Below are 14,541 nucleotides of genomic sequence, written 5' to 3'. Positions count from 1 at the left end.
CCCGTGCAACCTGTTGGTTCACATCAATCAGGTTGGGCTTACGCAGTTCAAGTCCTTCGGGGGGTCGATGACCATCCCCCTCGAAGAGGGCTTCACAGTCGTCACAGGCCCCAACGGTTCGGGCAAGAGCAACATCCTCGACGGCGTTCTCTTCTGCCTTGGTCTTGCCACAAGCAGGGGTATGCGAGCAGATCGACTGCCTGATCTTGTCAACAGCCGAATCCTTCGAGCAGGCAAGGCAGCTGAAACCGTGGTGAGCGTGCGCTTCGACCTCAGCGACTGGCAGCCCGATCCAGCCGAGGCAGGTCTGGAGCCACCAGAGGAAGGTCCTTGGATCAAAGCTGATCAAAAAGAGTGGACCGTCACCCGCCGTCTGCGGGTCATGCCTGGCGGCTCCTACAGCACGAGCTACAGCGCCGATGGCGAACCCTGCAACCTGCAGCAACTTCAAACCCAGCTGCGCCGACTGAGGATCGACCCAGAAGGCAGCAATGTTGTGATGCAGGGTGATGTGACCCGCATCGTCTCGATGAGTAACCGCGATCGCCGCGGCCTGATCGACGAACTGGCTGGTGTAGCACTCTTCGACAGCCGCATCGAACAAACGCGCGCCAAGCTCGATGATGTTCAAGAGCGGCAGGAACGCTGCCGGATCGTGGAACAGGAACTGCTGACCACACGGCAACGCCTGGAACGAGACTGCGCTAAAGCCCGCACCTACCAAGAACTCCGGCAGCAACTTCAATTGGGTCGGCAACAGGAACTGATGCTGGCCTTTGAAACAGCCCAGCAAGGTTTGCGTGATCTTCAAGCCCGGCAGCAACAGCTTGGCGAGCAAGAGGTACGCGACGCTGCGAACCTCCAAGAGGCCGAAGAAAAGCTGGCCAAGGCCGCCGCCAACCTGAAGACTCTGCAAGAGAACGTGAAGGCCCTCGGCGAAGACCAGTTGCTAGCGGTGCAAGCCGAACTGGCGGGATTGGAGACCCAGGCTCGTGAACTCGAGCGCCAAGCAGAGCAACACCAACATGAAGGTCAGCGCCTCCAAGGCGTTCGCCAAGACCTAAGCAACCGCCGCAAACAACTGCAACAGGAGGCTCACAGTCAGACCGAAGATCCCCATCGCACGGCCTTAGAAGATGCTGAAAAGAACTGCAGAGATGCCGAAGCCGCTGTAGAGGTCTCCCGTCGCCGCCTTGGAGACGTTGCCGGCCGCTCTGGTGCTTGGCTTGAGCAACAACGGCAGCGCAGCTCTCGCCGTCAGGAACTTCAATCCACCCTTACACCACTGCAGCAGGAGCAACAACAACTTCAAGAACGCCTGCGACAAGACGAAGAGCGGCGAGTCGAACTCGAAGCAGAGCAGCAGCGTGACGGCACCGAAGACCAGCAGGTACAGAAACAACTGGATCAACTCGAACAGGAATGGCAGACACTCCTCCAGAACATCAGAGACAAGAAAGAGCAGGTTCAGCAAGCCGCTGAAGCCCTGGCAGTGCAGCAACGGACCCGCAATCGACTAGAGCAAGAACAAACCCGCTTGGAAAAAGAGATCGCCCGGCTAGAGAGTCGTCGCGAGACCCTGCAGGAGAGTCGTGGCACAGGAGCTCTAAGGCTGCTGCTTGAAGCCGGTCTGGAAGGCATCCACGGCCCCGTTGCCCAACTTGGGGAGGTAGACGATCGCCACAGACTTGCTTTGGAAGTCGCTGCGGGTGCACGACTCGCTCAAGTCGTCGTAGACGACGATCGCATTGCCGCCAAAGCCATCGAACTGCTCAAAAGAAGGCGAGCCGGCCGGCTCACCTTCTTGCCTCTCAATCGCATCAAAGCACCTGCAGCTAGCAGCAATAGCGCCCTCATGCGAGGGCGAAAGCCTGACAACGCTGATAGCAGCACTGGCCTGATCGGCAAAGCCTTTGAGCTGGTTCGTTTTGAGCCCATTTATGCCGAGGTTTTTGCCTACGTCTTCGGCGAAACTTTGATCTTTGGCAACCTGAAATCTGCCCGGCTGCAGTTGGGACGAACTCGAGCCGTAACTCTTGATGGAGAACTGCTAGAGAAGAGCGGTGCCATGACAGGCGGCAGTTTTTCCGGTCGTAGCAACAGCCTTAGCTTTGGTAGCAGCAACGAGGGAGATGAGGCCGAACCCCTACGCCGCAGGCTGCTTGAACTTGGAGAAACCTTAGTGGCCTGCCGCAGAGAGGAATCTCTGCTCAGCCAAGTTCTCGAGGAAGCTCGCCCCTGCCTCAGGAATCTTGAACAGCGCCAAGCCGCTCTGGAAGCCGAACGCAGCGCAGCCCGCCGGTCCCATGGCCCCTTGATGGAAAGACGTCATCAACGCTCTCAAAAAGTGAAGGAGCTACAAGGTCATCAAGAACAACAGCAGCAACGACTGAACGCTCTCATCGAAAAGCTCTCTCCCCTCACCCTTGAACTGCAGCAAATTGAACAACATGAGCAGGAAGCCCAAGCGGATGGCGATGCAGAGACCTGGCAACGATTACAAGCGGATCTTGAAACCGCCGATGACGCACTTGGGACAGCCAGAACGAATCGGGATCAATTGCTGACTGCCCAGCAGCATCGCCACCTCGCCCTCGAACGCCTAAGCGATCAACAAAAGGGCCTGGAGGCTGAGGAAAAAAGACTGCAGGAAGCTGTCCAGGCGCTGGCAACTGCCCATGCTCAATGGCGTGACCAGCAGCAAGAACTGCAAACGCGAAGACAAACACTTGAAAGCCAACAACAAGACCTACAGACTCGCTTTGGCGAACAACGGCGCGCCAGGGATGCTGCTGAAGCAGAAGTAGCAAACCAGCGCCAAGGCCTACAAGAGGCCCAGTGGAACCTGGAACGCCTCCGACAGGATCGCCAAGCCCTTGCCGAAGAGCTTCGCAGCGGCGGCCTCCGACTCAAAGAACTCCAACAAGCCTTGCCAGACCCTCCCCCGGAGATCCCCGCAGAGCTTCGCAGCGCAGGACTTGAGGCCCTTCAAGCCGATCTGCAGAAGCTTCAAAGCCGTATGGAAGCCCTGGAACCAGTGAACATGCTGGCCCTTGAAGAACTCGAGCAACTCGAACAACGCCTCGGGGATCTGGTCGAAAGGCTTGAGGTTCTCTCCCAGGAGCGAGAAGAACTCCTGCTCCGCATCGAGACCGTCGCCACTCTTCGTCAGGAAGCCTTCATGGAAGCTTTTGAAGCAGTTGATGGCCATTTTCGTGACATCTTCGCCAGCCTCTCTGAGGGCGATGGCCACCTGCAACTCGACAACCCTGACGACCCCCTCGAAGGCGGCCTCACCCTGGTAGCACATCCAAAAGGCAAAGCAGTGAGACGCCTTGCGGCTATGTCTGGTGGAGAAAAATCGCTTACGGCGCTCAGCTTTCTGTTTGCTCTTCAGCGCTTCCGCCCCTCTCCCTTCTATGCCCTCGATGAAGTGGACAGTTTCCTTGATGGGGTGAATGTTGAACGCCTTGCAGCTCTGATCGCCCGCCAAGCAGAACAAGCCCAGTTCATGGTTGTGAGCCACCGCCGACCAATGATCGGCGCCTCCAACCGCACCATTGGGGTAACCCAGGCCCGTGGGGCTCACACTCAAGTCGTGGGATTACCCAATGCAGCGTGAGCTGTTTCCTCAAGCCCTTGAGTCAAAATGACTCGATTCGCCCCCTGTTGAGGGCCTGCGTTTGACGACAAACCCATCCCTGAACGATCCACTGGACAAAGTTCCTAGCGACCGCCTCTGGCTGCGCTCCGAGCTCATGGGGACCCACGTGATCACCCGTGATACCGGACGTCGTCTCGGCGTCGTGGGAGAAGTCGTGGTCGACATTGATCGCCGCGAAGTGGTGGCCCTAGGCCTGCGAGACAATCCCCTAACGCGATACCTTCCCGGCCTCCCACGTTGGATGCCACTTGATCGGATCCGTCAGGTGGGGGACGTCATCCTCGTGGATTCCTCTGACTCACTCAAAGAGGGTTTCACCCCAGATCGCTACAGCCGAGTGATCAACTGCCAAGTGATCACAGAATCTGGCCAGCAACTAGGCAGAGTCCTGGGGTTCTCCTTCGACATCGAAACAGGAGAACTCACCACCCTGGTGATTGGAGCAATCGGTGTGCCCTTATTGGGTGAAGGGGTCTTGAGTACCTGGGAGATGCCGGTAGACGAGGTGGTCAGCAGCGGCGCAGACAGGATCATTGTCTATGAAGGCGCAGAAGAGAAGCTCAAGCAACTGAATAGCGGCTTCCTCGAAAAACTCGGAGTTGGCGGCCCCAGCTGGGAAGAACAGGAGCGAGAGCGCTACAGGATGAATCTTGTGCCAGTGGAAAACCAGCTCAACTCAGGACAGCCCACTGAACAGGAACAGCGCAGGCTCCAACCTTCCACCACTCAAACCTTTGAGCCGGAAGAAGAACTTGAATACGTTGAACTTGAAGAGCGTCAACAGGAAGTCATCCCCCAACAGCGCTATCTCGATGAAACACCCTCAAGCTCCCCAACGCGCTACCGCAATGACAGAGAAGAAAGAATGACCTTCGAAGAACCTCCTGCCTATGAACAAAGGCCAGTCTTCGAAGAATCAGCTGCCTATGAACCAAGACGAACCTTTGAAGATCAACAACCCCAGAGACCAAGACCAGCCTCACGTCGACCTGTTCAGAGCCTTGGTGATCCTCTTGATGTTGAGCCCCTCGACTTTTCAGGACGTGATCAAGCTGGCGGAGACCGAGATGCAGAGGTAGAGGAGACCCCACAGCGCCGTAATGGCACCGAACTGGACGACCCTTGGTGACCTTCGATTCAAATCAAACCTCTGCCTCCTCGGAAAAATCAAGCGAAGCGCTGTTCACGCAGTACCTCTGACCGGTAGGCGCTGGTCCGTCGTTAAAGACATGGCCCAGATGAGCCCCACAACGAGCACAGTTGATCTCAGTACGCTCCATTCCATGACTCGTGTCCCGATGGGTGGTAATCGCACCTGCCTTGACTCCATCCGAAAAGCTCGGCCAACCAGTGCCTGAATCGAATTTTGTCGCTGAGCTGAAGAGTGGAGCTCCACAACAGACACAGCAATACATCCCTGCTGCCTTGTGGTTCCAATAAGCACCTGTAAATGCTCGTTCTGTGCCTCCCTGTCGGGCAACCTGATACTGCTCACGAGTCAACCTGGCCTGCCATTCTTCAGGGCTGAGCTTGATCCAATCCACTGAATCGGAAGCGGAGGAATCAGACCTGGACATGGAAGGGAAAAGAAAGAGGACCTGCAAGACCCTAAACAGCTTTCGAAGCTAAAAAGCACCGAGAGCTTTGGGCAGCAAACGACGCACCTGCTGAACCAGAGCCGACACAGCCCCAGGTTGCCCACGCAGGCTGCGCAGATCCTCGCGCAGCCCCCTGAGCCGTTCAGGAGATTCCAGCCAATCTGACGCCTCATGAGCAATGTCCTGTGGCGAAATTGAGCCCACTCGCTCCGGAACCACCATGCGTCCAGCAGAAATATTGGGCCAAGCCAGGAATCCATGGCGACGCAGCCGCCATGCACTGAGCAAGACACCAATGCACCAACGCAATCCAGGGAGCCGAGCCAGCAAACCAATCCAGCCATCCCATGCCTGCATCACAGCCAAATGCTGGGTGGGCACGATCACAATCATTGGCAAACCAAGCGCCCCCAATTCGGCCGTATTTGCCCCCACAGTGGTGAGAGCTAAATCACATTGGCTCAAGGGACCATGTGCAGGATGGTCCTCTTGGAGATAGATGACCGTGCCAGCCCTGGTGATCAATCTTCGCCAAGGATGATCAAGCTCAGCTGGCCTGACCATGGCAATGGCTGAGCGATAGGCAGCAGCAATCGGATTGCTCGAACTCATAAAGCTTTCCAACTCCTTCACGCTTGTGGTGGGTGCAACAGGAAGCAAAAACCGACATCCAGGTCGCAGCCGAGCCAATTGATCAGCCGCCTCCAAAAGGAAAGGAACCCCCACGCAGAGCTTGGCCCGTTTAGACCCCGGCAATAAAGCCACCCAGTCGCCTTGTGGCAGAGGAGCTTCAGCTCTTGCAAGACAAGACAAATCCGCCATCAGGTCTCCCACCACACTGCAACGGTCCCGGAAACGACGTGGCAGCTGATCCCGCACTTTGGGAGACATCGCAGCAATGCAGTCATTCCAACGAGGCCAGCGGGCCACCCACTCGGCGTAGGTGAGATGGCGGTAGCCCAAGCGGCCTGAAAGAAGCACGCTCCAGAACTGATCTCCACCAAGGAAAACGACCACTCCTTGGCGAGGCCACGGCCCATAGCGTCGGGGAAAGAACAACAAATTCCAAAACTGATTTGCTGGCGTGATCTGCTCAAACTGAATCCATCGCCTAGCCGCATCAGCCTCCTGTCCTGTGGCATTCGGGCAAGGCACCAACACCAGCCTCAGGTCAATAGGCGAGCTTGCAGCGCGAGGACGCATCAAAATGCTGCGATGCAAGCTCTCAGCAATGGGCCTAACCCAAGTCGCTAGTTCCCCTGGACCATTGGAAACCAGAACAACCGCCAGCGAAGTGTCGGGAATGACAGCTGGAGGGAGTGAGGTCAAGTTGTAAGGAAAGAATGCGGATGGCGAGACTTGAACTCGCAAGGCCGAAGCCACACGCCCCTCAAACGTGCGTGTCTACCAATTCCACCACATCCGCGTGGCCGACTCAACCTCGCGGGCTTCGTCGATCGAGGATCATACCGGCCAATGGTCCAACGTTTTGCAAAGTGGCCTGGCAAGGAGCGCTGATACGATCCGCCCAAAGCCTGATTACTGCGGGATGACCATCGGCAAGGTGCTGATCGCCAACCGCGGCGAAATTGCCCTCAGAATTCTGCGTAGCTGCAGAGAGCTGAATATCCCCACAGTGGCTGTTTACAGCACAGTGGATCGCAATGCGCTGCATGTTCAACTTGCTGATGAAGCCGTCTGCGTTGGCGAGGCCCCTAGCAGCAAGAGCTATCTCAATGTCCCCAATATCCTTGCGGCTGCAACCTCCCGCGGGGTCGATGCAATTCATCCTGGCTATGGATTTCTAGCCGAAAACGATCGATTCGCCGAAATCTGTCGTGACCATGGCATCACCTTTGTCGGTCCTTCACCCCATGCAATCCGCTCCATGGGAGACAAGTCGACCGCTAAGGCGACCATGCAACAAGTCGGTGTTCCGACTGTGCCAGGTAGCGAGGGCTTGCTCGCCAGTCCAGAAGAAGCAGCTGAGCTGGCGAAGGGAATGGGCTACCCAGTGATGATCAAAGCCACCGCAGGTGGGGGTGGCCGCGGCATGCGCCTGGTCACCACGCCAGACCAACTGGAAAACCTCTTCAAGGCCGCCCAAGGAGAGGCCGAAGCGGCCTTCGGCAATCCTGGGCTCTACATGGAGAAATTCATTGACCGGCCCCGTCACGTCGAAGTGCAGATCCTCTCGGATCGACACGGGAACGTCATCCACCTCGGCGAGCGTGACTGCTCGATTCAGCGACGTCATCAAAAACTGTTGGAAGAATCCCCCAGCCCAGCCCTCACCCCCGAATTACGCCTGCGCATGGGTGAAGCTGCGGTAGCCGCCGCAAGGAGCATCAACTACGAAGGCGCTGGAACCGTGGAATTCCTCCTTGATCGCAAGGGTGACTTTTACTTCATGGAAATGAACACCCGTATTCAGGTTGAGCATCCCGTCACAGAAATGGTGACAGGCATTGATTTGATCGCAGAACAACTGCACATCGCCGGAGGCGATCCCATCAGCATCAAACAAGAGGACATCCAACTAAGAGGCCATGCCATCGAGTGTCGAATCAATGCTGAAGACTCCACCCACAACTTCCGCCCCTCACCAGGGCAAATCACAGGCTGGTTACCACCAGGAGGACCAGGGGTACGCATCGACAGCCACGTCTATACCGGCTACGACATACCGCCTTTCTATGATTCATTGATTGGCAAGGTGATCGCCTGGGGGCATAACCGAGAAGCGGCACTCAAACGCATGAAAAGAGCACTCAATGAATGCGCTGTCACAGGCATCCCCACCACAGTTGCATTCCATCTCGAACTGCTCAATCGGGAAGAGTTTCTGAGAGGAGATGTTCACACCAAATTTGTCGAACAGGACATGCTCGACTGAAATTCCTTCGCTCAATCTCAAGCAATAGCCTGGCTCTTAAGCAGCATCTGAGAGAGCAGTCCTTGCTGGCCAACCAACAACTCCCTCAACAAACTGATCAATCCAGCCCATATCACGGGAGTGACATCCACTCCACCAATGGGAGCCACCACACGGCGGGTCATCGCCAAAAGAGGCTCCGTAGGCCAGCTCACCAAAGGCCAAAACCCCTCGCTGAGCTTTATCTGGGGATACCAAGAGAGCACGATCCGAAAGATAAATGTCAGCGTCCAAAACGCAAGCGAAAAGGCCAGAACCAGATGCAGCGTTGGCAGCGCTTGAATCAGAACTGGTGTCACAAAGCTCAAAGCATCAGCAGTTCCATCGTAGAAAGTCACCCCTGATCATTAAGATCATGATGGCCTCGCCCAAGTCAGAACCACTGCTATGACCGCTTCTCTCGCCAATTATCTAAGCAGCCTCGTTTGGGCCGCAGTAATCGTGGTAATACCAGCTGCCGTTGCCCTTGTGTTGATCAGTCAAAACGACCAGATGTATCGCAAGTGATCGGGTTGACCGAAACTTCAAAGCACCCTTGGCGCACTTCGTAGACTGAGCCCAACGAGGTTGGTTTTCAACCTCCTGTTCAGGCGTTTTCAGGGGGCGCAATTGTGGTCAATGCCAGTCTTAACTGGGGCAGCATTGTTGGAATCGTGCTTGCAGTAGGCGGTGCTCTGCTGTATTTCATGCGATCGTTCAAGCCTGCCTTAGCACGCGACTACGACGTCTTTTTCGCAGCCATCGGCCTCCTTTGTGGAGGAGTTTTCTTTTTTCAAGGGTGGCGCCTGGATCCGATCCTGCAGTTTGGTGTGTTCCTGCTAGCCGGAACCACAATGTTTTTCGCCTACGAAAGTGTCAGGTTGAGAGGCGTAGCTGTCGAGGGGGCTCGGCGTTCCTCCTATTTCGATGATGAACCAGCCCCTCCTATCAACCAGGGTCGAGGCGGTGGCCTAAGGGGTGGCTGGGATGAACCCTACGACCGCTTTGAGGAACCCCAACCAGTTCGAAGACGCTTCTCCAGTCGAGACAACGACGATGCTGATCGCCCTCAAGAAGACTTATACCGACCTCGCAGAACCACAAGAGCTGCAATACCAGAACAAGCAGCAAGCCGTCGCCGCAACAAGGAGGAAGAGTCCTGGGGCGAAGACTCAGAACGATCTCGTCGCATGGCCCGATTCGGCCGCCAGAATGATGAACAAAACAATCGTCCTGACTTTGGAGAACGGCGCAATGTTCGCCAAGATCAGCGCCGGGGCAGCCGTCCCTCAGCCAATCAACAAACCACCAATCGAACCCAATTAAGCAACGAGCCAAGGCCTACAACTAGAGGGGGCTACGCCTCATCAAGAAAACCTGGTGTACCTCAGGGGTCTCAGATTCGTCTCGAGGCTGAAGATGCGGCCTACTCTCCTGCAAAGTCCAGGTCGACGGGATCCAGACCCACAGCATCAAAACCCTCCCGAGCACAAGGCAATCCCTCAGCCACCAGAACAGACGCCGCGCCTCCTTCATCATCAATGCCTGAGCCAAGACGCTCAGCTCCGCGAAGTTCAAGACCTCGCGACAACAGTTCCCGTTTTGACGACTGAAGCCCATTGCCAACAACCTGCAGCAACTGATCCTGCTTTTGGGGTGCCTGGGCCTTGGGAGCTGCATCAATTCGATTGAGAGAGCACCAGGTGACCTGCTTCAGCGCAGCCAGCAAGACCCTGCCCTCAGCGGCAATGGCGAAATGCTGGCAGTGATCGTCGATCAGCGAGGCAGGCCAACCGTTCAGCTCCGTGATCTTAGAGACGGAAAGATCCTGCCACTACGCCATTTCTCCCGTCACCAACCTCATAGTTCTCCCTCCCTGAGCTGGAATGGACGTTATCTGGCAGTGATCACGCAAAAAGGCAATCGTCGCCTAACGATCATCGAAGACCGTCTAACCGGAAGAATCCACCCGCTTCCCCTACCGGGGGGGAGAGATCCTGTCAGCCTCAGCCTGGCACCAGATGCACGCCAGTTAGCTCTGCAAGTAGCCGATCAGGGGCATTGGCGCGTAGAGCTCTTCGATCTATCACAAATCCTTGAGCCTGATCCAATCAGAGGGCTGAAGCGCTCAACTCCAACGAAAGAAGGTAGACCTTGAAAGATGGGCTCTTACGAGATCTGCCGAGTTGGCTTGTAACTCTGCTTATTTGCTTTGGGCTGGTTGCTTGCGGAAGAGAAACATTGAGGCCACTGCAAGGCATCAATCGCTCACTGCTCCAATCCGCTAGCAGTCGTCGCCAACCGGCCCTTGGCAAGCGTTGGTTGGCCACTCTGGCCAACCATCAAGGAAAAGAAAGAATTGAATTGATCGACCTACGAAGCCGCAGACCGGTACTACTTCCAGGCCTGAATCGACCTGATGCTCAGCCAATCAGTGTGAGCGTGAGTGCCAATGGCGAACGCCTGGCGCTGGTAAGACAGCGTGACGACCAAACGGAACTGTTGCTCTATCACCGCAGTATGGGCACTGTTCATCGGCTTGAGCTCAGCGCCAAAGGGATCCCTCGCCATGTGATTTTGGATGGATCTGGTCGACTTCTAGCAGTTCAAGTCAGCCGAGATGGTCGTTGGGATGTGGACCTGATCCGTTTGCCAGGCTGATTCGACAACACAACCACTCATGGCAGCAAACCGGCCCAATGAAGGAAGGTTTCGCGACTCACCACTTCGATGAGCAGCACAGCGGCCAATCCAATCATCGCGAAACGCCCATTGACCCGTTCTGCATAGGCACTCCAACCAAAAGCTGGCGGGTCTCCCGTAGTCGCACTATTGACGGGTGGCTGTACCTCTGAACTTTCAGAACCCTGCTCGGGTCCGTCAAAGACAGCCTGTTCGCTTGGAATGTCCTGATCGCCTGGGAGATCTTGCTTTGTTGAGGTCATCAAACCAGGCCGGCATCTTGAGACAATAGATAGGTGGCGGTAGGGATCAAACGCCATTTGCCATTCCCTAAAAGTTCAAGCACGGAATCGTGGAAGTCGATAAGGGTTGAGCGATGACCGACGCTGATAACAGCCAAATCACGATCCTCGAGAAGCTTGTAGAGATGCTTCTCGATCTTGACATCCAAAGCACTCGTCGCTTCATCAAGAACAACAAAACGAGGTGCATTCAACAGCAAACGTCCAAAAGCCAAACGCTGCTGCTCTCCAAGCGAAAGGATCCGCGGCCAGTCTTGCTTGACATCAAGATCTGGATAGCGCTCGACGATCTGATGCAGCCTGACCTCCTCCAAAACTGCTTTCAACTGATCGTCGCTGAAACGATCTTCATCCGCTGGATAACAAAGCTGCTCGCGAAGTGAACCCAAGATCATATAAGGCTTCTGAGGAATGAATAACAAGTCACCCGAGGCAGGTCGTTGAACACTCCCCTGACTTGGATTCCAAAGGCCACTAATCATGCGTAGCAAAGAGGTCTTTCCACAGCCTGATGGACCAACCACAAGCAGCTTCTCTGACTCCTCAACATTCATGCTCAGGTCATTAATAATCTGCTGACCTCCATTAGGGGGATATAAATCAGCGTGCTGAATCAAGATGGAATTTCCAGTAGAGAAGCTCGGCGAATCATCAACAGCAGTCTGCCGACTAATCTTCTCAACCTTCGACTGAAAGCCTTCCAAGCGACTAACACCGGCCGTAAATTGTGCAAGCTCATCAATTCTATTGACGATAAAAAACAACGAGCCCTCAACCATATTAAACGCGAAACCGGCTTGAACGAAACTGCCATAATCAATTTCACCCGCAAAGTACGGTACCGCCATAATCACATACGGGAAGAAAACCCCGGCATAAGTCGAAGAACGTTGCATCGCACTAATAATGACCTGCCAAACAATCAACAGGTTGAAGTTTTTCACCACAGATCCAAGCCTTCTTTGCGTCTCTTCCTGCTCAGGCTCTTCACCTGAGTAAAAGGCAATTGACTCTGCATTATTACGTATATGTACCAGTCCATACCTAAAATCAGCTTCAAATCGCAACTGGTCAAAATTAATTTTTACCAGTTTTCTCCCAGCCACAATCAAAACAGCAGTAGCAAAGGAAGCATATCCAAATAAAGAAAATGTTAGCGTCCTGCTAATACTCCAAAGGATAAGTATATTGAGTGAGAATGTAAGAATCGCATCAAAGACGCCAAGGGTAAATTGAAGGCTCTGTGCCGTAAACGAGCGTGTGTCATCTGTAATGCGCTGATCGGGGTTGTCAACGTCCGTAGCCTGCTCGTCATTGGGGTCTAATACGTAATACGCACGATTGCTCATGAAGTCAGCAATCAAACTGCGCGAAAGCCAATCCCTCCAAATGATCCCGAGCTTCAATGTGAAAAAAATCTGCGAAACTCTTATTGGTAGTGCAACAACAAAGCAACAGGCATAAATAATTAAAATCCGATAAAACCCGCTTTCCTCTCTTTCCACGAGTGCATTGGTGAGATCCCTAGCAATAAATCCAATACCGGCATTAATGCCATTCACAGCCAATAGCATCAAAACAATGACAGCAAGCATCAACCAATGCAGCCAGCGTTTGTGACGCAACTGCTGACGCATGCCAAAGAAACTGCCTGCTCCAATCACAAACAGACCAGAGAATGCCCAGCCCCACCAACTCGACCAGATCGTCTCGATCGTGCCAGCAACGCCTCCGAAATAGTTCTCCGTCAGAACTGGCTGAAGTCGTTCAAGGGCTGCAATCAGCCCCGTAAGGGCAACGAGGACAACTCCGCCAACACAAAAAATCAGCGCGGCCAGCAGCCCAATGAATTGCCATCCGTTGGCTTGGTCGAGCGGCAGAAAGAAAGGCTGAGCAAGCCTCCGAAACTTGCCGAGCTGATTAGGCAGGCCCTTCAGAGCCCACCTCCTAGTGGTGGTTGTCATTGCGTCATTCTTGCCCGTTCACACCTCAACCGGGAGGCCAGGCCAGCGAACGGCCACCTATCACATGAACATGAAGATGAAAAACAGTTTGTCCTGCCTTAAGACCACTATTGATCACGGTGCGAAAGTCATCAAGGCCCTCCTGCTTGGCCACCCTGGCTGCCACCAGCAGCAAATGGCCCAGCAACTCCGAGTCCGTGGGATCAGCGGCCCGCAGACTTTCCAGCGGTTTACGAGGAATCACCAGCACATGAACCGGGGCCTGAGGCTGAATATCGCGAAAGGCCAGACATCTTTCATCGCTATAAACCTCATCACAAGGAATCTCACCACGAAGCATCTGGCCAAAAATGGTGTCACCAGCCATTGAGTCACAGACAGAGGATGGGACGGCTTGGGCATGAAATCCATACACCGTCTGATTACAAATGCTGGCACGTTGCCTGAGTGGTTCTCTGCATGGCATTGAGGCCCTAGCCGTCACTGTGGAAGTGGATCTAGTGCCTGGGCTGCCAGGGCTACAACTGGTAGGGCTACCCGACGCCGCCATACAGGAATCTCGTGAGCGAGTGCGATCAGCACTCCGCAACAGTGGCTTTCGCGGGCCACTCGTGCGAGTCGTGGTGAACCTGGCTCCTGCCGATCTTCGTAAAGAGGGACCTTCTTTTGATCTACCTATCGCCCTGGCCCTATTGGTAGCCAGTGGCCAGCTGGATGGTCCGTTGCTTGCCAATCTCTGCTGCGCTGGAGAACTCGGACTCGATGGCAGCTTGCGGCCCTGCAGAGGAATCCTTGCCATCGCCAACCTGGCCGCCGCGCAAAACGTACGAGCGCTAGTGGTGCCATCAGCCAATGCCGCAGAAGCAAGCCTTGTGCCTGGCTTAACAGTAAGAGCTGCTCATTCCCTCAGCGAGGTTGTGGATCTATTGCACCAACCCCAACCACTAGCACCTAAACACATCTCCAAAGCGGACGTCACGGCAAAAATCACGCGCAGAACAAACGATCAACTTCATCCACTACTTGGCTGCGCCTTGGGCCATAAAGCCCTTGCCTTGGCTGCCGCCGGGGGCCATCACCTCCTAATGGTGGGGCCACCTGGCTGTGGGAAAACCCTTTTGGCTCAACATTTAGCCCAGCTGCTGCCGCCGCTCACGCGCCAAGAGGCCTTGGAAATCACCAGTATTCACTCTGTGGCAGGAATGCTGAAGAGCACTCCCCAGTTAATACAACAGCGACCCTTCCGGGCTCCCCATCACAGATGCACGATTGCTGCACTCGTTGGAGGCGGTGCAAACCCCAGGCCAGGAGAACTAAGCCTCGCCCATGGTGGTGTGTTGTTTCTCGATGAACTAGCTGAATTTCCACGCAAAGTTTAGAAATTCCTTCAAATCAATTGATACACCAAGATTCAAGG

General features: G+C 54.9%; 13 protein-coding genes, 1 tRNA gene and 1 pseudogene. 8 read left to right on the top strand and 7 right to left on the bottom strand.

All coding sequences use genetic code 11. The features are described 5' to 3' along the window. The first annotated feature begins 13 nt into the window (after window positions 1-13). Together smc and SIB66_RS05070 are read left to right on the top strand one after the other, a co-directional pair. Window positions 14-3,622 carry a chromosome segregation protein SMC gene (gene smc, locus SIB66_RS05075; protein WP_063421456.1) on the top strand — a complete coding sequence of 1,203 codons (3,609 nt, stop codon included), beginning with the start codon at window positions 14-16 and terminating at the stop codon, window positions 3,620-3,622. Window positions 3,623-3,683: 61 nt separating this feature from the next. Then, complete coding sequence (locus SIB66_RS05070) at window positions 3,684-4,793, top strand: PRC-barrel domain-containing protein (protein ID WP_063405893.1); 1,110 nt, start codon at window positions 3,684-3,686, stop codon at window positions 4,791-4,793. A gap of 13 nt (window positions 4,794-4,806) precedes the next feature. Here the strand turns inward: SIB66_RS05070 and msrB are convergent, their stop codons facing one another. The 3 genes from msrB to SIB66_RS05055 form a co-directional block, all read right to left on the bottom strand. Next, window positions 4,807-5,241: a peptide-methionine (R)-S-oxide reductase MsrB gene (msrB, locus tag SIB66_RS05065; RefSeq protein ID WP_063405894.1), complete on the bottom strand. Its 435-nt coding sequence runs from the start codon at window positions 5,239-5,241 to the stop codon at window positions 4,807-4,809. A 48-nt stretch (window positions 5,242-5,289) separates the two neighbouring features. Further along, window positions 5,290-6,591: a hypothetical protein gene (locus tag SIB66_RS05060; protein WP_063421458.1), complete on the bottom strand. Its 1,302-nt coding sequence runs from the start codon at window positions 6,589-6,591 to the stop codon at window positions 5,290-5,292. A 15-nt stretch (window positions 6,592-6,606) separates the two neighbouring features. Beyond that, a tRNA-Leu gene (locus SIB66_RS05055) sits at window positions 6,607-6,688 on the bottom strand. Window positions 6,689-6,811: 123 nt separating this feature from the next. Between SIB66_RS05055 and accC the strand changes: the two genes are divergently transcribed. After that, a complete protein-coding gene (accC, locus tag SIB66_RS05050) occupies window positions 6,812-8,158 on the top strand; it encodes an acetyl-CoA carboxylase biotin carboxylase subunit (protein WP_063405946.1) in 1,347 nt (448 codons plus the stop codon). A gap of 17 nt (window positions 8,159-8,175) precedes the next feature. Here accC and SIB66_RS05045 read toward each other — a convergent pair whose 3' ends face one another. Further along, window positions 8,176-8,496, bottom strand: a complete 321-nt coding sequence (locus SIB66_RS05045; RefSeq protein ID WP_063405947.1) for a YggT family protein — start codon at window positions 8,494-8,496, stop codon at window positions 8,176-8,178. A gap of 88 nt (window positions 8,497-8,584) precedes the next feature. Between SIB66_RS05045 and psbX the strand changes: the two genes are divergently transcribed. The 4 genes from psbX (at window position 8,585) to SIB66_RS05025 (ending at window position 10,837) form a co-directional block, all read left to right on the top strand. Then, the gene (psbX, locus tag SIB66_RS05040) at window positions 8,585-8,704 is read left to right on the top strand and encodes a photosystem II reaction center X protein (RefSeq protein WP_011130957.1); all 120 of its coding nucleotides are present in this window, start codon (window positions 8,585-8,587) and stop codon (window positions 8,702-8,704) included. A 104-nt stretch (window positions 8,705-8,808) separates the two neighbouring features. Then, window positions 8,809-9,789 (top strand): Ycf66 family protein, encoded by a 981-nt coding sequence (locus tag SIB66_RS05035; protein WP_063405896.1) that lies wholly within the window; start codon window positions 8,809-8,811, stop codon window positions 9,787-9,789. A gap of 38 nt (window positions 9,790-9,827) precedes the next feature. Beyond that, complete coding sequence (locus tag SIB66_RS05030) at window positions 9,828-10,334, top strand: hypothetical protein (RefSeq protein WP_236070150.1); 507 nt, start codon at window positions 9,828-9,830, stop codon at window positions 10,332-10,334. Beyond that, window positions 10,331-10,837, top strand: coding sequence for a hypothetical protein (locus tag SIB66_RS05025; RefSeq protein WP_063405898.1), 507 nt, complete (start codon window positions 10,331-10,333; stop codon window positions 10,835-10,837). The genes SIB66_RS05030 and SIB66_RS05025 overlap by 4 nt, the downstream gene beginning before the upstream one ends. Window positions 10,838-10,854: 17 nt before the next feature. Here the strand turns inward: SIB66_RS05025 and SIB66_RS05020 are convergent, their stop codons facing one another. Genes SIB66_RS05020 through SIB66_RS05010 form a run of 3 tightly spaced genes read right to left on the bottom strand, consistent with a single transcriptional unit; the run spans window position 10,855 to window position 13,491 of the window. Beyond that, on the bottom strand, window positions 10,855-11,082 hold the full coding sequence (locus tag SIB66_RS05020; protein ID WP_063405948.1) for a chlorophyll a/b-binding protein: 228 nt from the start codon (window positions 11,080-11,082) through the stop codon (window positions 10,855-10,857). Window positions 11,083-11,120: 38 nt separating this feature from the next. After that, window positions 11,121-13,124, bottom strand: a complete 2,004-nt coding sequence (locus SIB66_RS05015) for an ABC transporter ATP-binding protein/permease (protein ID WP_063405899.1) — start codon at window positions 13,122-13,124, stop codon at window positions 11,121-11,123. A gap of 25 nt (window positions 13,125-13,149) precedes the next feature. After that, entirely contained in the window at window positions 13,150-13,491 is a 342-nt protein-coding gene (locus tag SIB66_RS05010) for a histidine triad nucleotide-binding protein (RefSeq protein ID WP_063405900.1), read from the bottom strand. Between the two features lie 61 nt (window positions 13,492-13,552). Between SIB66_RS05010 and SIB66_RS05005 the strand changes: the two are divergent. Then, window positions 13,553-14,500 (top strand): annotated as a pseudogene (locus tag SIB66_RS05005) (ATP-binding protein); the annotation flags it as partial. Window positions 14,501-14,541: the final 41 nt, after the last annotated feature.

Source organism: Prochlorococcus sp. MIT 1318, assembly GCF_047304505.1.
Classification (GTDB): Bacteria; Cyanobacteriota; Cyanobacteriia; order PCC-6307; family Cyanobiaceae; genus Prochlorococcus; species Prochlorococcus marinus_D.
The sequence above is the reverse complement of the archived record's forward strand: the minus strand, read 5'-3'. Positions and strand labels throughout refer to the sequence as shown.

What these genes read in the sequence shown, in the direction of transcription:
- SIB66_RS05015 (WP_063405899.1), bottom strand. Translation starts at nt 13,124, where the DNA reads ATGACAACCACCACTAGGAGGTGGGCTCTGAAGGGCCTGCCTAATCAG.
- psbX (WP_011130957.1), top strand. Translation starts at nt 8,585, where the DNA reads ATGACCGCTTCTCTCGCCAATTATCTAAGCAGCCTCGTTTGGGCCGCA.
- msrB (WP_063405894.1), bottom strand. Translation starts at nt 5,241, where the DNA reads ATGTCCAGGTCTGATTCCTCCGCTTCCGATTCAGTGGATTGGATCAAG.
- SIB66_RS05010 (WP_063405900.1), bottom strand. Translation starts at nt 13,491, where the DNA reads ATGGCTGGTGACACCATTTTTGGCCAGATGCTTCGTGGTGAGATTCCT.
- accC (WP_063405946.1), top strand. Translation starts at nt 6,812, where the DNA reads ATGACCATCGGCAAGGTGCTGATCGCCAACCGCGGCGAAATTGCCCTC.